A 23,357-nucleotide genomic window follows, 5' to 3' on the forward strand; every position below is an offset into this window, starting at 1 on the left:
GCTGCGGCAAGACCACCTTGTTGCGGGCGATTGCCGGGCTGGATCTGCAGACCAAGGGTACGGTTATGCAGGATGGCAAGGACGTCTCCAACCTGCCCCCGTCCGAGCGTGATTTCGGGATTGTGTTTCAGTCCTATGCGCTGTTCCCGAACCTGACGATCGAAAAGAACATCGCATTTGGCCTTGAAAACACGGGCCGCAGCAAGTCGGATATCGCAGTTCGGGTGAGCGAGCTGTTGAACCTTGTTGGTCTGCCGGATCAGGGCAGGAAATACCCGGCACAATTGTCCGGTGGCCAGCAGCAGAGGATTGCGCTGGCCCGCGCCATTGCAACCAATCCCGGTTTGCTGCTGCTGGACGAACCCCTGTCGGCGCTGGACGCCAAGGTGCGCGTTCACCTGCGGCATGAGATCAAGGAATTGCAGCGCAAGCTGGGTGTGACCACCGTGATGGTGACGCACGATCAGGAAGAAGCGCTGGCCATGGCCGACCGCATCGTGGTGATGAACCACGGGGTGATTGAACAAGTTGGATCGCCCACGGAGATCTACCGCGAACCGGCCAACCTGTTCGTGGCCGACTTTATCGGTGAAATGAACCAGATCCGATCTCAGGTCACCAAAGGCGGGCGGTTGAGCGTCGGGGAAAAGACCTTTGCCTGCCTCAGCCACACGTTCAATGATGGCACTCCGGTCATCGCAGCCATTCGTCCCGAAGACATCATCCCTCATGAAGCTGGTTATCTTGACACGGGCGGCAATCGGAACTGCATCGAGGTCACGCTTGATGAAATGGAGTTTCTGGGCTCGTTCTGGCGCTGCCGCCTGAACAACGAGCGGTTCGGATCTTCTGAACTGATCGCGGATTTTTCGATCAACGCCGTGCGTCGTCTTGAGCTGGAAGAGGGGTGCAGCATGGTGATCGAGCTTCCCGAGAACCGCCTGATGGCGTTTGACCTTCCGGAGGCTGCGGCATGAGCACGATGTCGACCAATCACGACACATTGCCTGTCGGACCGGATATCAGGCCCAGGCTCAGCCGCGATGACATCCTGATGCGCGGAAGCATGATGGTGATCGCGCTCTATCTGATCGTGACACTGGCGCTGCCGCTTTACACGATGCTTTCCAAGTCCTTCTCGACCTACCGGGTCGAGCTGTCCCAGTATGAGTTTCAGGTCAGTGATGAAGCGGGTGTGTTCGACGGAACGATCCTGACGGCTGACGAACTGAACAGGCAATTGGGGGTGTATTCCGACACCGATCTGACAACCGGCTCGGACGGGCGTTTGCCGGTGACCGGGTTCTTTCCGGATTTCAGCTTTCGCAGCCCGGTCATGTACCAGATGCGGAACACGACGGAGGCCGGGCGCTTTCTGGTCGGGTCGACTTTGAACGAAGGCACCGATTGGGTCGAGCTTGATTCCAACACGTTCCGCCGGGTGCAGATGCGGCCGGTTCAAGCGCGGGGTCTGGGCAACTTCATCAACTACTTCTCAACCCCGGCCCTGTTCAACTCGATCAAGAACTCCCTTTGGATTTCGGTTGTCAGCACAATCGTTACGGTGACGCTGGCGTTCTGGTTTGCCTATGCGCTGAACCGAAGCTGCATGCGGTTCAAGGGGGTCTTTCGCCTGATCGCGATGGCGCCGATTCTGGTTCCCTCGCTGCTGCCGGGCATCGCGCTGGTCTACCTGTTCGGCAATCAGGGGATGATCAAGGAGTTGCTGTTCGGCGCCAGTATCTACGGCCCCATAGGCATCGTGATCGGATCGGTCTTCTTTACCTTTCCACACGCGTTCCTGATCATATCGACCGCGCTCGCGATATCGGATGCGCGGTTGTACGAGGCCGCTGTCAGCTTGCGCTCAACCCCCTGGCGGACATTCTGGACCGTTACCATACCCGGCGCGCGCTATGGCCTGATTTCCGCAGCCTTTGTCGTGTTCAATCTGGTGATCACCGATTTTGGCCTGCCAAAGGTGATCGGCGGCCAGTTCAACGTGCTTGCCGTGGATATCTACAAACAGGTGATCGGCCAGCAGAACTTTGAGATGGGCGCCGTGGTCTCGGTGGTTCTGGTCATCCCCGCAATTCTGGCTTTTGCCATCGACCGGATGGTTCAGTCCAAGCAGGTGGCGCTGCTGTCTGCGCGTTCGGTTCCATATCAGGCAACACCAAACCCAAAGACTGATCGCATATTCCTGATCTACTGCAGTTTGATCGGCCTGTTCATCGTTGGTCTTCTGGCCGTGTGTCAGTTTGCGGCGCTGATCAAGTTCTGGCCCTACGATCTGAGCCTGAGCCTCAAGAACTACCAGTTCGACAAGATGGATGGCGGCGGCTGGGGGTCGTATTTCAACTCGATCAAACTGGCTTTCCTGACGGCGGTGATCGGCACGACGGTTGTCTTCTTCGGGGCGTACCTGGTGGAAAAATCGAACGGCTTCAAAACCGGGCGGTCGATCTTTCAGATGTTTGCCATGCTGCCGATGGCCATCCCGGGCATGGTTCTGGGACTGTCGTATATCTTCTTCTTCAACAACCCGTCCAATCCGTTCAATGCGATCTACGGCACCATGGCGATCCTGGTGGTTTGCACGGTGACGCATTTCTATACCGTATCGCACCTGACGGCGGTCACCGCTCTCAAGCAGATGGATAAAGAGTTCGAGTCGGTGTCGGCCTCTCTCAAACAGCCAACAATGAAGCTGTTTGCCCGCGTGACGGTGCCGGTCTGCCTGCCTGCGGTGCTGGACATCTCGATCTATCTGTTCGTCAACGCGATGACGACCGTGTCGGCGGTTGTGTTCCTCTACTCACCCAAAACCACACTCGCGTCCATCGCGGTGCTGAACATGGATGATGCCGGGGATATCGCACCCGCAGCCGCAATGGGCATGATGATCTTCTACACCAACGCAGCCGCCCGGATCTTTCATCTGATGGCATCAAAAGGCATCCTGGCCCGCACACAGGCCTGGCGCAGCAGGTAATCCACACAAAAAACTCAATACCCCCGCAGATCACATATCTGCGGGGGTTTCCTTCTCCTTATGCACCCGCTCCGCAAAATCCATAAACGCACGTATGATCTTGACGTCACGACGCTGGGAAAGGGAAATCATGCTCTCACCCATTTGCAGATTCACGCCCTTCAATTTGATTTGCCGCAATCGATCATCGTGCCCATATTCCGCCTGAGAAACAAAACCGATACCTGCACCCGAGGCAACAAGTTCGCGAACGGCCTCTCGGCCTTCAGCAACAATCGCCGGGTTTAACCTGATACCTTGTTTCTCGGCGGCTTCTTCCAGTTTCTCGCGTGTTTTTGACCCGTGCTCTCTGAAAATCAGGGGCAACTCGGCAAGCTCCTCCAGGGTCAGGGTGGGTTTGGATGCCAACAGCACGCCCCGGGCAGCAAAGGCCACAATTTCAGTGGACCCCAAATTCAATACGTCCATGTCCTTGCCAGGAGACAGGCTGCCAACAACGCCGATTTCCGCATTGTAAGACCGAAGCTCTTCCAGGATTTCTTCGGTGTTGCCGGATCGCACAGTGATCGTGATTTTCGGGTATTTCTTTTGGAACGAACCTAGAAAAGATGTCATGTGATGCGCTGAATCGGCAATAATCCTTAATTCACCATCGATCGCGGCTTTGGTTTCAGAGAGGTAATCTTCAATCTGATCTTCGATCTCGAAATATTGTTTTGTGAATCTGTAAAGCTGTTCGCCTTCGGGCGTCAGGTTCACGCGTTTTCGTTCACGCTGGAACAGCAGCAGGTCGTGATCCTGTTCCAGTTTTCGGACCTGCTCGGAAATCGCTGGCTGGGTCAGATACAAAGCCTCTGCCGCACGGGAGAATCCCCCATGTTTGGCCACGTAATGAAAGGCTTTCAACTGGCTGTGTCGCATGGCAGTTCCCTGTAGATGCGTTCATAGGCTGCGCTTATGATTAGATTGATAATTGCAATTTCACATATAGCAAGCGTTGCTGCAATTGTGTTCCTGAAAACGCTGTTCTGGAGCCTGGTAATGACGCCATCCAAACCAAAATTAGAGCAACCGCGCCTTGGTGAACCCTACCTTTTGACGCCCGGTCCTTTGACAACGTCCTACGCGGTCAAAGAGGCAATGTTACGTGACTGGGGTAGCTGGGACGATGATTTCCGCGCCATGACGCGGGAGGTGCGGTCAAGCCTGCTGAACCTGCTTGGCGAGGGTGCCGACGCGTTCGATTGCGTACCGATGCAAGGCAGCGGATCGTTTTCCGTCGAGGCGATGCTGGCATCCTTTATTCCGCGAGACGGAAAGGCGTTGGTATTGGCAAATGGTGCTTATGGGCAGCGTTCGGCCCAGACGTTGCAGTACCTGGGTCGTGATCATGTTGTGTTGGACAAAGGCGATTACCTGCCGCCGAGGGGTGATGAGGTTGCGCGCATTCTCGCGGATGACCCGGACATCACGCATGTCGTCGCCATTCACTGCGAAACCAGCTCGGGCATTCTGAACCCGGTCGAAGAGATTTCGGAGGTCACATATGCCGCCGGGCGCAAGCTCTTGATTGACTCGATGTCCGCCTTTGGAGCGATTGAGCTCAAACCAACTGAAATTCGTTACGAGGCCATGGTGTCTTCGGCGAACAAATGCATCGAGGGCGTTCCGGGTTTCGGGTTCATCGTGGCGCGCAAGACCGAGCTGGAAGCCGCAAAAGGCAACAGTCATTCGCTGTCTCTGGATGTGTATGCGCAGTGGGCGCATATGAACAAAACGGGACAGTGGCGGTTTACCCCGCCGACGCATGTGGTTGCGGCCTTCATCGAGGCACTTCGGGCGCACACTGCCGAAGGCGGTGTTGCAGGTCGAGGCGCCCGCTATACCCGCAACCGGGACGTCATGGTCGCGGGCATGCGGGAACTGGGTTTCGAAACACTGCTGGATAATCGTTGGTTGAGCCCGATCATCGTTACCTTCTTCTGCCCGGCTGATGAGAATTTCGTTTTCGATCAGTTCTATAACCGGATGAAAGAAAAAGGGTTCATTATCTACCCGGGCAAGCTGACTGTCGTCGACAGTTTCCGCGTCGGTTGCATCGGCCAGATGGACGAAGATGTCATGCGTAAAGTTGTGATCGCTGCAAAAGAATCTCTGGAAGAAATGGGCGTGACAAGCGCTGCGCCTCCTCTCCGGGCACTGGAAGAACGCGCCAAGTTGGCCGCATAAAAATCAAGGAAAACACAGATGACCATTCAAACCCCTGTCGAAGCAAATGAGCGCGTCTACCCAACGCCGAAGGTGCCCGCAATTGCCATCTGCCTTGATGGATGTGAACCTGAATACCTCGACGTGGCGATTGCGAAAGGGCTGATGCCCAACCTCAAACGGATGCGGGAGGAAGGTACAGACCGTCTGGCGCATTCTGTTATTCCGTCGTTCACCAACCCCAACAATCTTTCGATTGCCACCGGGCGTCCGCCGATCGTGCATGGAATCTGCGGCAACTACCTTATTGATCCCGACACCGGTGAAGAGGTTATGATGAACGATGTCCGCTTCCTGCGCGCGCCGACCATCTTCTCGCAGTTCTATGATGCAGGTTTCCGGGTGGCGATGGTAACCGCCAAGGACAAACTGCGCGCGCTGCTTGGTGCCGGGTTGAAGTTTGACGAGGGCAGGGCGGTTGCATTCTCTTCTGAGCGTTCGGGCGAAACGACGCTTGAGGAACATGGCATCGACAATGCCAGCAAATGGTTGGGCATGGACGTGCCCGAGGTATACTCGGCCGAGCTGTCGGAATTCGTTTTTGCTGCTGGCGTCAAGCTGCTGAAAGAGTTCAAGCCCGACGTCATGTATTTGTCGACTACCGACTATATCCAGCACAAGTTTGCACCCGATCAAAAGGGCGCACTTGATTTCTACGCCATGTTCGACCGCTATCTGGGCGAGTTGGACGCATTGGGGGCCGCCATCGTGGTGACGGCTGATCATGGCATGAAGCCTAAGCACCTGGCAGATGGATCCCCTTCGGTCGTCTATGTGCAGGACCTGATGGACGAATGGCTGGGCAAGGATGCGGCACGAGTCATCCTTCCGATCACTGACCCCTATGTCGTGCATCATGGGGCACTGGGTTCGTTCGCGACCGCTTACCTGCCGGATGGCGCGGATCAGAGCGACATCATTGCCAAACTCAAGGCGACCGAAGGGATCACCCATGTGCTGACCAAGGCTCAGGCCATTGAACGGTTCGAATTGCCCGGTGATCGGATTGGCGACATTGTGATGGTTTCTGGCGAAAACATTTGCATCGGAACGTCCGAGCATCGCCACGATCTGGCAGCGCTCAAAGAGCCCCTGCGCAGCCATGGTGGTTTGACGGAACAAGAAGTTCCCTTCATCGTGAACCGTGTCATCGACCTGCCAAACCAACCCGTGCTGCGCAACTTTGATGCCTTTTTCTACGCAACTACAGCGGCGGCACAGTAAGCCATGAAAGACCAGACCATGTCGAAAATCGAAGTACGTAACGAAGGAATGCGGATCGGTGGCGAAATCGTCTTTACCGATGAAACCATTCCTGTTCTTTACCCGTACACCAACGAGGTCGTGGGCCATGTTCCCGCTGGCACCGCAGAACACGCACGCAGGGCATTCGAAATCGCGGCGAATTACAAACCTAAACTGACCCGGTACGAGCGCAGCCAGATTTTGCAGCGCGCAGGCGAGCTGATCGGCGAGAAACGCGATTACCTTGCGAAATGGCTGACGTTGGAGCTGGGCATCTGCCACCAGCATGCGATCTACGAAACCAAACGCGCACAGGATGTTTATCAGTTTGCGGCGGCTGAGGCGCTAAAGGACGATGGCGAGATCTTTTCCTGCGATCTGACCCACAATGGCAAAGCCCGCAAGATTTTCACCACCCGAGAGCCGGTGAAAGCAATCAGTGCGATCACTCCGTTCAATCACCCATTGAATATGGTTAGCCACAAAATCGCGCCATCGATTGCGACTAATAATTGCATGGTTTGCAAACCTACCGAACTGACGCCGCTGACCGCGCTGACATTGGCCGACATACTTTACGAGGCAGGCCTGCCGCACGAGATGTTCCAGGTGGTGACCGGCTGGCCGGCTGACATTGGCGATGAGATGATCACCAATGAACATATCGACATCATCACCTTCACCGGGGGTGTGCCGGTGGGCAAGTTGATCGCTGAAAAAGGCGTCTACAAGCGGCAGGCGCTGGAACTTGGGGGCAATGATCCTCTGATCGTTCTGAATGACCTCAGCGATGCGGATTTGGACAAAGCCGCAACAATCGCAGTGGCGGGGGCTACCGGAAACTCCGGTCAGCGGTGTACGGCTGTCAAGCGCATCCTCGTGCAGGAAAGTGTGGCCGACAAGTTTGTGCCGCTGGTTCTGGAGAAGGCCAAGAAGATCAAATTCGGCGATCCGCAAGACCCCGAAACCGAGCTGGGGTGCGTGATCCACGACAAAGCCGCGGAGATATTCGAGAACCGCGTTCTGCAGGCTGAGAAAGAGGGTGCAGAAATCCTGTATCACCCGGGCCGTCAGGGCGCATTGCTGCCGCCTATCGTCGTCGACAAGGTTCCCCATGACAGCGAGCTGGTGATGGAAGAAACTTTCGGTCCTATCGTGCCGATCGTGCGCGTGCCAGACAACGACGAAGAGGTGATGGCGATCTCGAATTCGACCGAGTTCGGCCTGTCTTCGGGGGTATGCACCAATGACCTGAACAGGGCCATCGCCTTTATCAACGGGTTGAATGTCGGCACCTGCAACATCTGGGAACAGCCGGGTTACCGCATTGAAATGTCACCCTTTGGCGGCATCAAGGACAGCGGAAACGGGGTGAAAGAGGGCGTTATCGAGGCGATGAAGTTCTTCACCAACGTCAAAACCTATTCGCTGCCCTGGCCCAACTAAACCTTGTGTCCTTTCCCCACAGACGGGAAGGACGCTTCAAATCCTCCCTGATACTGGCGGGCCTTTTGGGGCCCGCATCTTTTGATGACAGAAATGAGGAGCGGACATGCCACAGATTGTCCACACGGAAGGGGAATCAAACACATCCGAAGCGCGCAAGGCATGGTTGCGAAAGTCCATGGGACCGAAGTCGGCACCTCTGCTCAAACGCGATGCGGATGTGTTTCTGCATCAATCTCTGTCATCACCCTGCGTCAGCACTATTGCAAAGGCCGAGGGGATCTGGATCGAGGATATGGAGGGTCGCCGGTACATGGATTTCCATGGCAACTCGGTGCACCACATAGGCTATGGGCACCCGCGTCTGATAGCCGCCATCAAAGCGCAGCTTGATGATCTTCCTTTTGCACCCCGCCGCTTTACCAATGACCCGGCAGTGGATTTGGCAGAAAAACTGGCAGATATCGTGCCTGGCGATCTGGGGAAGATGCTCTTTACCACTGGCGGCTCTGACGCCAACGAGGTTGCCCTCAAAATCGCGCGTGCCGCGACCGGTCGGTTCAAAACAATCAGCTTCTGGGATGCCTTCCACGGTGCGGGCTTCGGCGCCGCAAGCGTCGGTGGCGAGGCGACGTTCCGCAGTCATATCGCGGGCCCCCTCTTGTCGGGGACTGAACATGTCGCGCCTTTCGCCTGCTACCGGTGCCCATACAATCACGCGGGACCGGAAACCTGCGGGTTGGCCTGCGCGAAAATGGTCGAATATGTTCTGGAGCGTGAAGGAGATGTGGCGGCGGTCATAGCCGAACCCATGCGTGCGGTGCCCTATGTGCCACCGCCGGGGTTTTGGAAATCCGTGCGCGAGGCGTGCAATCGTCACGGCGCGCTTTTGATCATGGATGAAATCCCGACCGGCCTTGGCAAAACCGGCAGGATGTTCGCCTTTGAACATGACGAGATCATTCCCGACATTGTGACGCTTGGAAAAGCGCTTGGCGGTGGTATCCTTCCCATTGCCGCATGTGTTACTCGCAAACATTTGGATGTTTGCGGGGATTTTGCCATTGGTCATTACACACACGAAAAGAACCCGGTCACCGCGCGGGCCGCTTTGACAACACTTCAGATCATCGAAGATGAGGGGTTGGTTCATCGGTCGGCCATGCTGGGTGAGCACGCAATTGGTCGTCTGATGGACGAACTTCAGAACGTACCCGCCGTCGGAGACATCCGGGGAAGGGGTTTGATGTTCGGGGTCGAAATCGTTGATGATCGCGTTGAAAAGATACCGGGCAATGCGCGTGCCGAACGGATTTACTACGCCTGTCTGGAGGCCGGTTTGAGCTATAAGATCAGTCAGGGATGCGTTCTGACACTGTCGCCGCCGCTGACCATCTCGCAATCGGATCTGGACCACGCAATCGACATTGTGATCGCTGCTATCAAGGCCGAGAGTTGACACGTCGGATCAGTCAAAACTCGCCAGTTCGTAAAAAGAGGCTGGCCGAGACAGCGACGAAGACCCCAAAGTGCGACGTAAGACAACGAGTCCGATGGCGCACGGCGTACAATAGAATTTGGATTTGGCCCATGGCGTTGTAATATCCAACTGCACTCAGGCTTAAAACGCTGACGAAAGTAACGGGAAAGGCAAAATCTTCAATTCGGCCTCTGGTACAAATGAGACTGAACAAACTGACGGGATTACAGGAACTCAAAATCAACAGAGCGGAGTCTTTCATGGTATCGAATGTAGTTCAGAAGCTGAAAGACCTTTTGTTGCTGTGCTCTACAGATCGCAGTCCGTGGTCTTTGCAAAAAACTGAGAAACAAGATGCCGTTCAGCAGGCGACTACTTTTTACCTGCCATAGGATATTCAATCTCCCTTTGCCGCGAGATCCTTGAATACAGATTTCACCAACTTGCCCCTGCCTTCACCCATTCAGCTTCTTTGACAGAACTGGGAGCGCAGAAGTTCAGTTGGCGATCAAACGGTTCGCTAAGTTCTATGACCTGCCGCCACGACGCTTGTCGGGAACGCGAATTGAAAATGTAGCATCTGACTCTGCAGGGGCAGTGCCTTCGAGCTGTACGGGTGTTCAGCGCAAACCCGCCACCGAGTTACCAAGGTGGCGGGTCAGGTTATCGTTGCGACATTTCTTTTGGATCAGAGCTTAATGCGGAAGGCTGCGAAACCGTCGGCGCCTTCCCCGGCGTCCTCGATTGCCACACCTTTGACGTCGCCCATATAGTCGCGGGCTTTTGGACCCGTCTCGAACAACACCGTGGTGTCCGCCAGCGGCGAAAACGACCAATTGGCATCCGCTTTGGGATCGATTGTGCCCTGTTCGACAATGTAGCGCACAATGACGTCGCGGTTGGTGTCCGGTGCTTCGAACACGATCGTGTCGCCCATTGCGCCCGGGAACGCGCCACCACCGGATGCACGGTAATTGTTGGTGGCAATGATGAACTCCATGTCATCCGTAACAGGCGCGCCATTGAAGGCAAGGTTCACGATCCGTGCTGCGTCGGGGTTCACCTCTTCGCCCTTTGGTCCAAAGCGCGACGGTTGCGACAGGTCGATCTGATAGGTCACACCGTCCATCACGTCGAAATTGTACGATGGGAACTCGGGGTTCAGAAGGATCGCATCCTTGGACCCAGCTTCGACCTGATTGAACATACCGGCCGAGCGTTCCAGCCAGCCACGCACCTGCGCCCCGTTCACGCGAACAGCGCGGACCGTGTTTGGATAGAGGTACAGATCGGCCACGTTCTTGATGGCAACGTCCCCGACCGGGACATCGGTGTAATACTCCGGACCCCCTCGGCCACCAGCCTTGAACGGTGCTGCCGCAGACAGGATTGGCAGCCCTTCATGCTCGGTGCCTTTCAGCATGTCTTCGACATACCATTTCTGCGCGATTGAGACGATCTGCACAGACGGATCATCCGCGACCAACGCAAAATAGCTGTGCAGCGGGGCCGAGGTCTTGCCGACCGCGCGCCGAACATAGGCCAGCGTTTCGTCATGAGCTTTCGCAACCGATTCCAGAACCTTCTGATCATCTTCGACCAGAGCGGTGATTGATCGATCTTCGTTACGTTTGGAAATCGGTCGCGCCTCGGAAGTTGTGGTAACGACGCGCCATTCATTGCCGTCCCGTTCCAAAAGCAGGTCCAGCAGGCCAAGATGCGACCCCCAGAAACCGCCCATGACGGCAGGTTTGCCCATCAGCGTGCCTTTTTCCACGTCGATCCCGGGGCGGTCAGCAAATGTCGGTGACGGGAAAACCAGGTGATTGTGGCCGGTGACCAGCGCGTCGATCCCGTCGACCCCTGCCAGAACCACCGATGCGTTTTCCATGCCGTCCTCATGATCGGCCCCCCCGATCCCCGAATGCGACAGGGCGATGATCAGGTCACATCCCTGTTCCTTCATCTCGGGCACATAGGCCTGAGCCGTCTCGACGATATCGCGGGCCTGAACATTGCCCTCCAGGTGCCTGCGGTCCCAGTTCACGATTTGTGGCGGGGTAAAACCGATGACACCGATCCTGATCGGATGTTTGGTGCCGTCGCCCATCTCGATTTCACGGTCGAGAATGGCATAGGCCTGAACAAGGGTCTTGTCGTCACGCGGGTTTGCACCTTTTTCCTTGGCGACGTTTGCCAGAACAACAGGGAACTCGGCACCGGCCAAAGCCTTGTCCAAGAACTCCAGACCGTAGTTGAACTCGTGATTGCCCAGCGTCGCGGCATCATACCCGACCGTATTGAAGGCCGTGATGATGGGATGGCTGTCGCCGTCCTTCATGCCGCGCTCGTAAGCGATGTAGTCGCCCATCGGATTGCCTTGCAGAAAATCGCCGTTGTCCACCAAGATCGAGTTTGTCGCCTCAGATCGGACTTCGTTGATGATCGAAGCTGTGCGGGACAGGCCCACCGTGTCGCGGGGTTTGTCCGCATAATAATCATAAGGAAACACATGGACATGGATATCGGTGGTTTCCATGATGCGCAGATGCGCCTGACTATTGGCCGCCGCCACCGAAAACGGGTGCAGGGTAATTGCCGCCGCACCAGCGGTTGTCGTGGCAAGGAAGCGGCGTCGCGAAATTGAAGAACGGCTTGAGAAAGACATGGGTCACCTTTCAGGTTTGTGGTCAACGCGTCTTTTTGCCTGTAATTCGCAACATCCATATGAAACCGGTTGCCAGCGCTTTAGACGCGTCATGTGTAGGCGCAATGCCAGGTACAATAGCCCAACTTCCTGTACTTGATAAGACATGGCAGAAGGGGAACCCGTGCCCTGCGATTGCCAAGACAATGCCTCACAATCAGTGCTTTGCGACATATCCAACCCGCATCATGTTGGCTGCCATTCACTGACCCCAACCGTGTGGCTGGGACAGCCCGGTTATCGACGTCCCGCCCCCAGGACAATAAGCTCTTTCGGGAAACTGGTCAGTGATAGGCATCCGTCTTCTGTGACCAAGACGTCATCTTCAATACGGACACCGAAATTGCCCAGGTCATACAGACCCGGTTCGTTGGTCCAGACCATGCCTGCGCGCATTACCTGGTTGTTTCCGCGCATGATATATGGAGCCTCGTGCACATCCCGACCCAATCCGTGGCCTGTCTTGGTGCGGATGCGATTGGCGAAAGGGGATGCTTCAAGAACGCCGATGACAGCATCATCGATATCATGGGCCGTCACACCGGGGCGACACACGTTCAGACCCATCTGATTTGCTCGCAATACAGTTTCGTAGACAGCCTTGCCCTCATCTGAGACTTCGCCAACGAAAAAGGTTCGCGTGATATCCGCGACAAATCCATCCTTGCGCGCGCCAAAGTCAAAGAGCAGCGCATCGCCGGTTTGAATCCGATAATCCATACGCGCTTTCCCATGTGGTCGGGCCGAGTTGTCGGCAGCGACCACAATCGGTGTAAAGGCCAGAGAATCGGCGCCTTCGGCAAACATTGCCTGGATCAAATCCTGTTCGATCTGTTTCTCGGTCTGACCTGCGTGTACCGTTCCGATAACCCGCTCAAGCGCACGTTCCGAGATGGTGATCGCAGCTTGCATGGAGGCCACATCCTTGCTGGACTTGATCAGTCGCAGGTTCGAGATTTGGTGTTCCGCATCAGTTATTTGTAACCCAGGCATAGCTTCGGTCAGCGCGTCAGAGACAAAAACACGCATGACCTGCCCTTCAACGGCAAGGGACGCGATGCTCAGGTGGTTCGCCAAAGCGGTGAAAGCCCCTTTGTAACCCGCCTCATCCCGCCAATCGAATACCGCTCCTTCGAACCTTAATTGATCCCACGAGCCAAGTTCCAGATTTGGAACAACGGCAGCGGGTTCTCCTGATGCGGGGATCACAACCACGATGGGGCGTTCGTTGGTCATGAAAGACTTGCCCATGGCTCGGTCGAAATTCGGACCCGGCACCAATGCCACGGCATCGACAGAGATTTCACGGGCCAACCGGCTATATTCTGATAAATCTGGCATCCTTACCAACCCTTATTGTGACCAAAACCACCCGTTTCGGCGATCTCGGCAGATCTTATTATTCTTACGCCACACGCGAACCGTCATTGGTTTGGTATTCTGACAGTTGGAAACGTTGCCATTCGTTTCGCCGCACAGCAGTATACAGCCCGGCCAATAGTTCGTTTCGTGTTTCAGATTGCAGTCGTCACTTTTGTCAGCCACCCCTTTGCAGGCTCACTCAATCGCGGTGAAAGCATCTGTCTGATTTGACGATGATATTGATTTAACCAGTGCCGTTCGGCCTGAGTCAGGTTTTCAACAATCAGCATGTCAGTCTGAATTGGCACAAAAGTCATATTGCGGAAGGCGAGGAAACCGTTGTCTTCTGTGACGACCTCAAAGACATTTTCTATGCGGATGCCGAAGCTGGCGGCTTTGTAAAACCCCGGTTCAATCGACATGACCATGCCCGGTTCCAGATCAATCGGGTTATAGGGTTTTCCTATTCGCTGCGGGTGTTCGTGCACTGACAGTCGATGGCCGATGCCGTGACCGGTCCCATGGTCATAGTCCAGCCCGAGATCCCACAACGGGCGACGACAGATCCCGTCGATATGGTGCCCTTGGGTACCAGGTGGGAACCGTAAGGTGGCCAAGGCATAGAAGGCCTTGAAGACTGCCGTGTATGCCTCATCATACCCTTCCGGTCGTGATCCAAAAGCGTAGCACCGGGTGGTGTCGGTTGTGCCAGTCTCGTATTGTCCGCCGCTGTCCATAAGATAGGTTTGATCCGGTCGGATAGGATCATTCCGATCCGCGGTTGCGCTATAGTGGCACATCGCCGCGTTCACTCCTGCTGCTGAGATCGCGTGAAAACTGTCATCAAGGAAACCTTGTTGTGCGCAGCGCAGCGCCCTCAGTTTTTGCTCTGCTTCACGCTCGGTCAGGGGGTCACCACTTTCGGCGCGAACGGGAACGGTGTTTGCAAGCCAGGCCCCAAATTCTGCCCACGCAATTCCGTCGATGAAATGGCAGGTTCGAAGACCCTCCAGTTCAATCGTGTTTTTCAATGCCTTAGTCAGGGTAATCACACTGCGTTCAGAACCAAGCTTCGCGCCGGCTTCTTCAATGGTTTGCCTTACCGCGACAGGTGAGAAATCCGGATCAGCCAAAACAAACTGACCTGGCTTAAAGCTGGCCTTGAGCGTGGGTAAAAACTCAGCCTGAGGAACTATCTGAAGATTAGAAGGCAGTGCCCCCTCTACGAAATCATCCAGCTTTTTCGGATCGACAAACCAAACCAGCGCCCCATCGCGATTTGCGAGAAGAAAGGAATTAACTACCGGATTATAGTTAACATCCGCCCCGCGGATGTTCAGTAACCAGGCGATATTGTCAGGTTGTGTTTCGACGACAAAGTCGGCCTGTCGCTCAACCAGATAGTTTGCCAGATTAGTGCATTTTTCAGCACAGTTTTTCCCGGCAATTTGCGACGGTAATACTGTCACACGACCGCAGGGTGGTGCTGGTTGATCTGTCCAAACCGCGTCGACTGGATTGACTTGTTGCGGCACCATCGTTGCGCCTACTTCCTTGCAAGCTGCGTCAAACCGGTCAAACCACGACGGGGGTATGTGCATCGGGTCAAATCCGAGTCGCCAACCAATACGCATTTCTTTTCTCAGCCACTTTTCGGGCGTCTCGCCATGAAGGTGGTGATGAGAGAACAACGCGCCTTTGCACTCTTGCGCAGCCTGCAAGCTGTAACGACCATCGACAAAAAGAGCGACGATCTCGGGTGTTACAAAAGCAAGTCCGGCAGATCCGGTGAACCCGGTCAGATACGCCAGACGTTCGTCATGCGGTGCGACGTATTCGCCTTGATGAGCATCAAATCGCGGTAGTACAAAGGCATCCAGGTCCTGCACAATCAGTTGGTCACGGAACAGCGAAATTCTCTCGCTCGGACATAAGTGAAACCTATCCAGCATTTGCTTTGATCTCTTCCGCGTGGTGGCAGGCGACTTCTCCAAAACTCCCAAATTGTCTGAGTGCGGGAACGTCGCGCTGACACAGGCTTGTGGCAAAGCGACAGCGCACGTGGAACGGGCATCCGGGCGGTACGTTCATAGGTGATGGCAATTCACCTTCCAGTCGAATGACGTTCCCCTTGTCATCCGGATCAAGCGAAGGCGCGGCGCTGAGCAGAGCTTGGGAGTAAGGATGTGAGGGATCGGAGAACAAGGTTTCACTGTCGCCGATCTCCACAATCCGGCCCAGATAAATCACAGCCACCCGGTTCGAGACGTGACGTACAAGTCGCAAGTCGTGTGCGACGAACAGAATTGTGAGGTTCAGTTTGTCCTGCAATTCAAGCAGAAGATTGACCACTTGTGCCTGTACTGAAACGTCCAGCGCGGAAACCAGTTCGTCGGCAATCAAAACTTCCGGCTCGACTGCCAGTGCGCGAGCGATCGCAATTCGTTGCCTCTGACCCCCCGAAAACTCGTGCGGTAATTTGTTTGCGGCGTCCTGTGGCAGGCGTACCAGATCCAACAGTTCCATAACACGCGAGGGGATTTCACTCTCGGGGCGCATCTTGTGAACACTAAGAGCCTCGGACAGAATCTGACCAGTCGTCATGCGGGGGTTCAGGGACGAATAAGGATCCTGAAACATCATCTGAACGCGACGATTATAATCGCGCTCGTTACGATATTTCGGGTCAAAGATATCTTTTCCAGTGAAACGGATACTGCCGGTCTGAGGCTGGTGGAGCCTAACTATGCAACGTGCAAGTGTGGACTTACCGCAGCCGGACTCACCGACAACTCCCAGTGTTTCTCCTCGCTTGAGCTCGAGGCTAACACCGTTCAGCGCGTTGACAACCCGCCCGGGTCGCTGGCTGATCAGGTCAAGAACCGACCGTGACAAATGAAATTGAAGACCCACATCATTTATCTCCATGACCGTATCTGTCATGCGACGTCTCCCTGAGCTGCGGGCACATGATTGAAGCACGCCACATGACGGCCTTCGGATATCGCCGACAAAGGCGGACGCGCGTTCAGGCACGCGTCGATGGTGCTCTGACACCTTGGGGCAAAGGCGCATCCGACCGGCAACTTCTCAAGACTCGGAGGCGTGCCCGGCACCGAATAGAGTGGTGTACGCGGCGGCACATTCTGAGGGACAGACCGCATCAGCCCTACGGTATAAGGGTGGCGTGGTGCATTCAAAACCTGACGCACAGCCCCCTGTTCAACCACCCGCCCGGCATACATGACCGCCAAGGATTCACAGGTCTGAGCGACCACACCTAAATCATGCGTGACAAGAACCACGCCCATTTGAAGCTCATCGGCCAAGGACAGGATCAGATCAAGAATCTGTGCCTGAATTGTTACGTCCAATGCGGTGGTTGGTTCATCGGCAAGCAACAGTTTCGGATTTGCTGCCAGAGCAATCGCGATCATAACGCGCTGCCGCATACCACCAGAAAACTGATGTGGGTATTCGTCCAAACGTGACGCAGCAGATGGAATCCCTACATGATCCAGCATCTCAACCGCCCGATCACGGCGCGCTGCGCGACTGAGGTCGGTATGCGCTTTCAACGTCTCGGTCAGCTGCATGCCAACCGTCAACAACGGGTTAAGCGATGTCATCGGCTCTTGAAAGATCATCGCAATTTCGCCACCGCGAATGCGCCTCAGTTTTCGTTCGGAAAGCGAAACAAGGTTTTGCCCCTGCCAATTCACGACTCCTGTGACTTCACCATAGCGCCGCGACAGTCCCAGAACCGAACGCAAAGTGACACTCTTGCCAGAACCGCTTTCACCGACCAATCCCAGCACTTCGCCACGTCGAACGGAAAAACTTACGTCTCGCACAGCTGGCAGAGGGGTCCCTTCCTTCCAGAAGGTTGTACTCAGGTTTTTGACTTCGAGGATAGGTTGCTGATTGCCTGTCATTGTCAACTCCTTACCCACGTGGCCTGAGCAGGTCTGCTAACCCATCGCCAACAAGGGAAAATCCAAGACCTGTGATAACGATCGCGATGCCGGGCATCAGGCTCAACCACCAGGCCGTTGTGATAAAATTGCGTCCTTCCGCGATCAGGACACCCCATTCCGCCTGCGGTGGCTGTGCGCCAAGACCCAGATAACCCAGCGACGAACCCAGCAGAATTGCCAGTGCCATGTCCGTCATCCAGTAAACGATAACCGGCGTGATCGCGTTCGGCAGAAGGTGGCGAAAGATAATGCGCCTGTCAGAGTATCCCATGACGATGCCAGCAGCAGCATAGTCGTTTCCCATCTGCGCGATGACCTCGGCCCGCATTAACCGGGCATAGTAGACCCAACCAACAACCGTTATCGCAATGTACATATTGACCAAACCCGGCCCAAGCACGGCGACGACCGCGATAACAAGAACCAGAAATGGGAACGTGATGATCGCGTCTACGACACGCCCGAAGATCATATCGGCAATTCCGCGGTAGTAGCCGACAAGCGCGCCAACCACGACGCCAATGATCAGGGCAAAGACTGTGGCAAGGACTGCCATCTGCATGTTTACCGAATAGGCTGAAATAACGCGGCTCAGACTGTCGCGCCCCAGCAGGTCGGTGCCGAAGGGATGGGCCCAGCTTGGTGGCTGGCGAACCGCGTTATAATCAATGAAATTGGGATCATAGGGGACGAAAGCATTTGGCATGATCGCAAGCAAAGTCGACATTCCAATGATGCAAAGGCCTATTATAAAACCCGGTTTTCGTAGCGCCGCTGGCATGCGCGTCCTTGGCGGCTCACCCGCCCCAACAGGAGAAGTGGCAGTGTTGGTCATGTCAATCGCATCCTCGGGTCCAACGAGCTTTGAAACAGGTCCGTAAGCAGGAATACGACCGAGACCAGAACCGCAAAGGTCAGCGTCAATCCCTGGATAAGCGGGTAGTCGCGCGCGAAAATCGCCTCAAGCATCAAGCGTCCGACACCAGGCACGGCAAAAACTGTTTCGGTAACCAGTGTTCCGCTCATGAGGTTGCCGATGGACAGACCCAAAAGTGTAACGGTCGAAATCAGCGCGTTACGCAGCACATGGCGTCCCAAAATCAGCCTGTCAGGCAAACCCTTGGCTCGGGCAAACTGAACGTATTCAGCATCCAGAACCTCGATGATGGCAGCACGCAGATTTCGCATGATGATCGCCGAGGTATATAACGCCACCGCTACGGCAGGCAGGAACAGGTGATAAAGCCTGTCGCCAAAGGTGTCGCCGTAGCCGCCGACTGGAAACCACCTGAGCTGTGCGGCAAGAAAGGTTAGCAGAATCAGACCGATGTAAAACACAGGCATCGACAGCCCCACCTGGAAAACCGTGCGGATCACTGCGTCAGGCCACCGTCCGCGGTTCAGAGCTGCAACAAATGCCAGTGGTCCTGCAATCAACAAAGACATGAGGACAGCATAGATCGTCAGAAAAGCCGTGGTCGGAAGACGGTTGATGATGACTTCAGTTACCGGTGCGCGCATCAGGATTGACCGGCCCAAATCGCCTTGCAGCGTATTTGTCAGAAACAGCCAGAACTGTACCAAAAGCGGCTCGTTCAGTCCCAACCGTTCGCGGATAGCAGCAAGATCCGCATCCGATGCCCGATCTCCTGCGATGGCGATGGCCGGGTCCCCCGGCAGGAGACGAACCAGAACAAAGATGATGATCATCACGAGGATGAATGTGGGGATCATCAACAGCAAGCGTTTGAACGTGTATTGAAGGGTTGCCATCAAGGCCTCCGTCAAAAGAACCGCCGGCAGGTACTGCCGGCGGCATTTTAGCGATCAGCGGCTGACGGTCGCCTGATCGAAGACGTTGTTTCCCAGTGGTGTCTGAACGTATCCATCCACGCTGGTCGAAACGGCCACCGCAAAGGGCGTCTCATACATGAAAAGCAAGGGGGCAGCATCTGCATATATTTCCTGCATTTCAGCATACTGGGCCGCTCTTTTTTCGGCGTCGATTTCGGTTGCCGAAGCCTCAAACAGAGCGTTGAATTCCGCGTTTTCCCAACCAGTACCGACCGCATTGGCCGTAGGTGTATGACCCAACCAGCCTACGACCTGGCTGGGGTCGTTTACGTCGTTCACCCAACCATAGGTGTGGATGTCAAACTCACCCGAGCGGTTCTTGGCGCCACGTGTCGGTCCATCCACCTGTTCGACTGACAGGTTTATCCCCAACGGAGCCCACATTTGCTGAAGAGCCGCAAATATTGTGCTGTCATCCGCAGAGCCAGCCAAAGTCGTAAAGGTGATTTCGGTTCCTGGCGCTACGCCGGCCTCGGCGATCAGAGCTTTCGCCTTGTCAAGGTCGTAGGCATACAACGGATCAAGATTTGCGGAAAGCTGGGTCGCCGCCGCCATCAAAGGCGACGTCATTGGCTTGCCGGCGCCTTGCAGCACAAGCCCGATCAGTGCCTCTTTGTTGGTGGCATAGTTGAGTGCTTGCCGTACCCGAGCGTCTGACAAAGGGTTAGGCGATCCGTCAGCACGGGTTTCACGCGTGTTGATCGGCGAATATATGATCCGTGTGGACGGATAGAGGTTCATGTTGATCGCTTGGTCTGCTTCAAGCTCCGGCACACGTGAAAAGGGAATGAACTCGGCGGCATCCACCTCACCGGCCTGAAGCTTCAGAATCCGGGTTGCGTCATCGGGTATGATCTCGAAATGCACGCCGTCCAGGTAGGGCAGCGCTTTGCCGTCGGATCCTTTGCGCCAATAATTCTTGTTGGCACAGAACTCCATGGAAGTTCCCTGCTCAAATCCACACAGATAGAAGGGGCCGGACCCGACACCGGGGCCTTTGGCTGCAAAGATTGCGGCGGACTTTTCCTGGTCTGTTGAACCTTCGGCCGCCTCAAAGACGGCTTTGGAGACAATGCCGGTTGTGAAAGTGGCAAGCATAGAGAGGATTGTCGGGTCAGCCGCTTTCAGGCTGATCGAGATGACGTTTCCTTCCGCGCTTACATTGTCGATGGATCCGAGAAGCCCAGCCCATGGGCTCAGATCGGGATTGCGGGCGCGATCCAGCGAAAAGACAACGTCTTCTCCGGTCAAAGGTGTTCCATCCGAAAACGAGACGCCGCTGCGCAAGGTGAGCGATACAGACTGTCCATCGTCGGAGATACTGTATTCTTCGGCCAGTCCTGGGATGACAGAGTTCCCATCTTCACTGGGGCGCAAAAGCGTGTCGAAAAGGCTGCCAACCATCCAGATGTCAGGGTTTCGATCTGCATAAATAGGGTCAATCAGGTTTGATCCGTCATATCTGGCGAAATTCAGAATGCCACCACGCTCTTGTGCAAACAAAGGTAGGGCCATTGCAGTGGCCACGACGGCAGTCGCTGCCATCAAATTACGTTTCATTGATGAGTTCCTCCCAAAGCGATTCTCCATCGCGTGAAGGTGTTATACATTAATTTCATTGCTGCTAAAACTTTTTTTAGTAATGTGTAAATTGTGTATTGCGCTCACAGGAGCATTGATTGAGAATTTCAGGGCGCGCCACAACGTTCGGGGCAGCACTTTCAAGTGCGGCCCCGCGATAGAATTCGGAGAACTTTCGGTGAGCTGTTCAGCCGGTGCGATTACTTGGACGTATTTTTGATCGGCGTCGTATCCACCCACAATTCAACCGCTTCGGTATCTCCTAGAACGATCGAATAATGCGGCTTGGACGCGTCGTGATGTATCGTGTCACCGCTCGACATGATGTGGACTTCGTCACCCAGATGATATTCCAACTGACCCGAAATCAGATAACAAAAGGTCTCGCCTTCGTGACACATTTTCTCGGACATGTGACCCGCAGGGCGATGAACAATACAAGGATACAAAAGCGCGCCCGAAAACCCCGGACCCAACTTTTCATAGAACCGCCCGTTGACTCCCAAAGCATAGGTTTGACGTCGATCTTTGCGAACGTATTCGGTGTACTCCTCGGGAACGCTGACTAGCTGTTCAATGCTGGTCTTCAAAGATGCAGCAATTGCCATAAGCGAAGACAGGGACGGGGCACTGATGCCGCGTTCAACCTGCGATATGAACCCTGTCGTCAAATCAGCTTCATCCGCAACTTCGACAAGTGTTTTGCCAAGCGCTTTCCGGCGGCGTCGAATTGCTTTCCCCAGTTGAGACGGGTGATTTTTCTGATCCATCATTTCTTCTCTAGTGGTAGAGCTCGACAGCTCTCAAAGGCCTTGTTTCAGCAAATCCTGTACCAGTGTCCGAAGGGGACAGCGATTCGCTTACCTAGGCGAACTTCATAACCGGTACGGTTATCATTGGCTAAGTTTCTACTAAAAGCGTTTTTGACCCTGAAAAGCAAATTTGGTTCGGTCCTTCGTGTCGCTACAAGTTTCTGAATGAGAGGCGTTGTCTTGGCGAACACGTGTGAGGAACCTAGCCAAATCAGCCCGCCGCTATGACAGACTCAGATCTGACAGGGGACCTTGTTGCAGTCGACTTACTTCACCGCGCGCACAGAAGGAAATCAGTGATTTTGACGCCATCATTCAAGAAGGGGCGTAGAAACGCCCGCGTACCTGTTGCGTTGATATACGTTTGGCCCAAGCGCCAGGAATTCTGCACTTAGCGTTCCTTCAAATGTGCCCCGTGCAAAGACCAACGGTGGAAAATCGCAACCCGTATGTTGAGGTCGCCAGATCAACTCTCGGACCGCATTCAGCTATGATATCTGTTCGATCACGACAGGAAACTGTGCCTCAGGTAGAACAGCACAGCATTTTAACTGCCGTTTTGGGGACGTTGCGGCCCCTCAAAGAGCCTACCGTGAAACCTGTTCGAATCCCATTTGTCCGAACCATTTTTCATTTCCACATGCCAGTCATTCATCAAGAGATCGCAACTTATCCATCTGCACTATTCGTTCGCAACTGCCTGAACATGGGCTGCGAAAGCAGGATTGAACATCAGTGCCTTGCACCTGTCGAACCGACCCGTAGCATAGGCCCAGAAATCTTCGGCCGGGTTATCATCAGCATGTTGGATCAAGCCCCAGAGTGTCCACAGAAGATCGCACATCGCCTTGTAGATCACCATTCGCCCGAATTGAGCCGCTGTTGGTGCCGCGCCAAAATAGGAGGTCAGCATTTCGATTTCCTGCTTCTCGGTCAGCCCTGCTTCGACTGATAAATCGCCGAGGTCCCAAAGAGCATCATTCATCCCGGAATATTCGAAATCCACGATCCACATACGGTCACCGTTGTCGAGAAAGTTCTCGCAAAGCGGATCGCAATGGCTGGGAACCAGCGCGCCCGGCTTGTCTTGCAGCAGCTGTTTGATCGGCGCCGCTTCGGCGACGATTTCAGTATAGCCTTCGGGCAGGGAAATATCCTTTGTTGCCAGGACTTTCAGATATTCATCGATCATCGAAAAAAGTTCGAACCGGAACTCGAAAGGGCGGGGTGACTCGTGTAGTTGCCGCAGGGCATGCCCGGCACGCGCAGCCGCTCCGGTGCGCGTCGCGAAAAGCTCGGGTGTCATGGTGACGATATCGTCAATGCAGTCACTGATCATCACACCGGTATCTGCATCCGCCCAAAGCACAGCGGGACCGATACCAGCTTCGGCTGCGACCTTGGCATTGTGAATCTCAACGCCACGATCGATATAATCCGCGGTGCCGTCTCCGGGGATGCGAACGATCATGGTGTGTCCGCAGGTTTCCACTCTGTAGACCAGGTTGGTCAACCCACCCAGCCGCTTGATTTCGCTGTTTTGTGCTGAGGTGTCCTCAAAGCCTTTCAGGTTGCGAAGTTCACTCAGGACACGGTCAGTGTTTCCGTCAGTCATTTTCTGCCCTCCCCC

General features: G+C 55.0%; 17 protein-coding genes. 6 read left to right on the forward strand and 11 right to left on the reverse strand.

Going from position 1 to position 23,357, the window contains the following annotated elements:
• On the forward strand, nt 1–977 hold a 977-nt coding region (locus tag ACR0DY_RS18115; protein WP_480898873.1), incomplete at its 5' end, for a putative 2-aminoethylphosphonate ABC transporter ATP-binding protein.
• Nucleotides 974–2,995, forward strand: a complete 2,022-nt coding sequence (locus ACR0DY_RS18120; protein WP_480484610.1) for a putative 2-aminoethylphosphonate ABC transporter permease subunit — start codon at nt 974–976, stop codon at nt 2,993–2,995. The genes ACR0DY_RS18115 and ACR0DY_RS18120, both read left to right, overlap by 4 nt.
• Nucleotides 2,996–3,025: 30 nt before the next feature.
• Here the strand turns inward: ACR0DY_RS18120 and ACR0DY_RS18125 are convergent, their stop codons facing one another.
• Complete coding sequence (locus ACR0DY_RS18125) at nt 3,026–3,916, reverse strand: LysR substrate-binding domain-containing protein (RefSeq protein ID WP_480484611.1); 891 nt, start codon at nt 3,914–3,916, stop codon at nt 3,026–3,028.
• A gap of 120 nt (nt 3,917–4,036) precedes the next feature.
• On the opposite strand from ACR0DY_RS18125, the gene ACR0DY_RS18130 reads away from it, so the two are divergent.
• The 4 genes from ACR0DY_RS18130 (at nt 4,037) to pbfA (ending at nt 9,413) form a co-directional block, all read left to right on the forward strand.
• Nucleotides 4,037–5,224 (forward strand): 2-aminoethylphosphonate--pyruvate transaminase, encoded by a 1,188-nt coding sequence (locus tag ACR0DY_RS18130; protein WP_480484612.1) that lies wholly within the window; start codon nt 4,037–4,039, stop codon nt 5,222–5,224.
• Between the two features lie 18 nt (nt 5,225–5,242).
• Nucleotides 5,243–6,487, forward strand: a complete 1,245-nt coding sequence (phnA, locus tag ACR0DY_RS18135) for a phosphonoacetate hydrolase (RefSeq protein ID WP_480484613.1) — start codon at nt 5,243–5,245, stop codon at nt 6,485–6,487.
• 3 nt (nt 6,488–6,490) lie between these two features.
• Nucleotides 6,491–7,954 carry a phosphonoacetaldehyde dehydrogenase gene (phnY, locus tag ACR0DY_RS18140; RefSeq protein WP_480477695.1) on the forward strand — a complete coding sequence of 488 codons (1,464 nt, stop codon included), beginning with the start codon at nt 6,491–6,493 and terminating at the stop codon, nt 7,952–7,954.
• 106 nt (nt 7,955–8,060) lie between these two features.
• Entirely contained in the window at nt 8,061–9,413 is a 1,353-nt protein-coding gene (gene pbfA, locus ACR0DY_RS18145) for a (R)-1-hydroxy-2-aminoethylphosphonate ammonia-lyase (protein ID WP_480484614.1), read from the forward strand.
• 709 nt (nt 9,414–10,122) lie between these two features.
• Here the strand turns inward: pbfA and ACR0DY_RS18150 are convergent.
• From ACR0DY_RS18150 to ACR0DY_RS18195, 10 genes are all read right to left on the reverse strand, one after another.
• Nucleotides 10,123–12,102, reverse strand: coding sequence for a bifunctional 2',3'-cyclic-nucleotide 2'-phosphodiesterase/3'-nucleotidase (locus ACR0DY_RS18150; protein WP_480488779.1), 1,980 nt, complete (start codon nt 12,100–12,102; stop codon nt 10,123–10,125).
• Nucleotides 12,103–12,378: 276 nt separating this feature from the next.
• The gene (locus ACR0DY_RS18155; protein ID WP_480484616.1) at nt 12,379–13,482 is read right to left on the reverse strand and encodes a M24 family metallopeptidase; all 1,104 of its coding nucleotides are present in this window, start codon (nt 13,480–13,482) and stop codon (nt 12,379–12,381) included.
• 173 nt (nt 13,483–13,655) lie between these two features.
• Complete coding sequence (locus ACR0DY_RS18160; protein WP_480547630.1) at nt 13,656–15,455, reverse strand: aminopeptidase P family protein; 1,800 nt, start codon at nt 15,453–15,455, stop codon at nt 13,656–13,658.
• Entirely contained in the window at nt 15,445–16,446 is a 1,002-nt protein-coding gene (locus ACR0DY_RS18165; RefSeq protein WP_480547632.1) for an ABC transporter ATP-binding protein, read from the reverse strand. Before ACR0DY_RS18165 ends, ACR0DY_RS18160 begins: the two co-directional genes overlap by 11 nt.
• Nucleotides 16,443–17,438: an ABC transporter ATP-binding protein gene (locus ACR0DY_RS18170; RefSeq protein WP_480484619.1), complete on the reverse strand. Its 996-nt coding sequence runs from the start codon at nt 17,436–17,438 to the stop codon at nt 16,443–16,445. The genes ACR0DY_RS18165 and ACR0DY_RS18170 overlap by 4 nt, the downstream gene beginning before the upstream one ends.
• Before the next feature lie 10 nt (nt 17,439–17,448).
• Entirely contained in the window at nt 17,449–18,207 is a 759-nt protein-coding gene (locus ACR0DY_RS18175) for an ABC transporter permease (protein WP_480484620.1), read from the reverse strand.
• A 104-nt stretch (nt 18,208–18,311) separates the two neighbouring features.
• On the reverse strand, nt 18,312–19,253 hold the full coding sequence (locus tag ACR0DY_RS18180; protein ID WP_480484621.1) for an ABC transporter permease: 942 nt from the start codon (nt 19,251–19,253) through the stop codon (nt 18,312–18,314).
• 54 nt (nt 19,254–19,307) lie between these two features.
• Nucleotides 19,308–20,894: an ABC transporter substrate-binding protein gene (locus tag ACR0DY_RS18185; RefSeq protein ID WP_480484622.1), complete on the reverse strand. Its 1,587-nt coding sequence runs from the start codon at nt 20,892–20,894 to the stop codon at nt 19,308–19,310.
• Between the two features lie 221 nt (nt 20,895–21,115).
• Nucleotides 21,116–21,688 carry a helix-turn-helix domain-containing protein gene (locus ACR0DY_RS18190; protein ID WP_480484623.1) on the reverse strand — a complete coding sequence of 191 codons (573 nt, stop codon included), beginning with the start codon at nt 21,686–21,688 and terminating at the stop codon, nt 21,116–21,118.
• Nucleotides 21,689–22,409: 721 nt separating this feature from the next.
• Complete coding sequence (locus ACR0DY_RS18195) at nt 22,410–23,342, reverse strand: phosphotransferase (RefSeq protein ID WP_480484624.1); 933 nt, start codon at nt 23,340–23,342, stop codon at nt 22,410–22,412.
• Between the last annotated feature and the right edge of the window lie 15 nt (nt 23,343–23,357).

This window comes from Ruegeria sp. O6 (assembly GCF_056535045.1).

Excerpts from the sequence above, each read along its gene's own strand:
- phnY (WP_480477695.1), top strand. The coding sequence starts at position 6,491 with ATGAAAGACCAGACCATGTCGAAAATCGAAGTACGTAACGAAGGAATG.
- ACR0DY_RS18190 (WP_480484623.1), bottom strand. The coding sequence starts at position 21,688 with ATGATGGATCAGAAAAATCACCCGTCTCAACTGGGGAAAGCAATTCGA.
- ACR0DY_RS18130 (WP_480484612.1), top strand. The coding sequence starts at position 4,037 with ATGACGCCATCCAAACCAAAATTAGAGCAACCGCGCCTTGGTGAACCC.
- ACR0DY_RS18175 (WP_480484620.1), bottom strand. The coding sequence starts at position 18,207 with ATGTCGACTTTGCTTGCGATCATGCCAAATGCTTTCGTCCCCTATGAT.
- ACR0DY_RS18185 (WP_480484622.1), bottom strand. The coding sequence starts at position 20,894 with ATGAAACGTAATTTGATGGCAGCGACTGCCGTCGTGGCCACTGCAATG.
- ACR0DY_RS18160 (WP_480547630.1), bottom strand. The coding sequence starts at position 15,455 with ATGCTGGATAGGTTTCACTTATGTCCGAGCGAGAGAATTTCGCTGTTC.
- phnA (WP_480484613.1), top strand. The coding sequence starts at position 5,243 with ATGACCATTCAAACCCCTGTCGAAGCAAATGAGCGCGTCTACCCAACG.
- ACR0DY_RS18180 (WP_480484621.1), bottom strand. The coding sequence starts at position 19,253 with ATGGCAACCCTTCAATACACGTTCAAACGCTTGCTGTTGATGATCCCC.
- ACR0DY_RS18125 (WP_480484611.1), bottom strand. The coding sequence starts at position 3,916 with ATGCGACACAGCCAGTTGAAAGCCTTTCATTACGTGGCCAAACATGGG.
- ACR0DY_RS18120 (WP_480484610.1), top strand. The coding sequence starts at position 974 with ATGAGCACGATGTCGACCAATCACGACACATTGCCTGTCGGACCGGAT.
- pbfA (WP_480484614.1), top strand. The coding sequence starts at position 8,061 with ATGCCACAGATTGTCCACACGGAAGGGGAATCAAACACATCCGAAGCG.
- ACR0DY_RS18165 (WP_480547632.1), bottom strand. The coding sequence starts at position 16,446 with ATGACAGATACGGTCATGGAGATAAATGATGTGGGTCTTCAATTTCAT.
- ACR0DY_RS18150 (WP_480488779.1), bottom strand. The coding sequence starts at position 12,102 with ATGTCTTTCTCAAGCCGTTCTTCAATTTCGCGACGCCGCTTCCTTGCC.
- ACR0DY_RS18155 (WP_480484616.1), bottom strand. The coding sequence starts at position 13,482 with ATGCCAGATTTATCAGAATATAGCCGGTTGGCCCGTGAAATCTCTGTC.
- ACR0DY_RS18195 (WP_480484624.1), bottom strand. The coding sequence starts at position 23,342 with ATGACTGACGGAAACACTGACCGTGTCCTGAGTGAACTTCGCAACCTG.
- ACR0DY_RS18170 (WP_480484619.1), bottom strand. The coding sequence starts at position 17,438 with ATGACAGGCAATCAGCAACCTATCCTCGAAGTCAAAAACCTGAGTACA.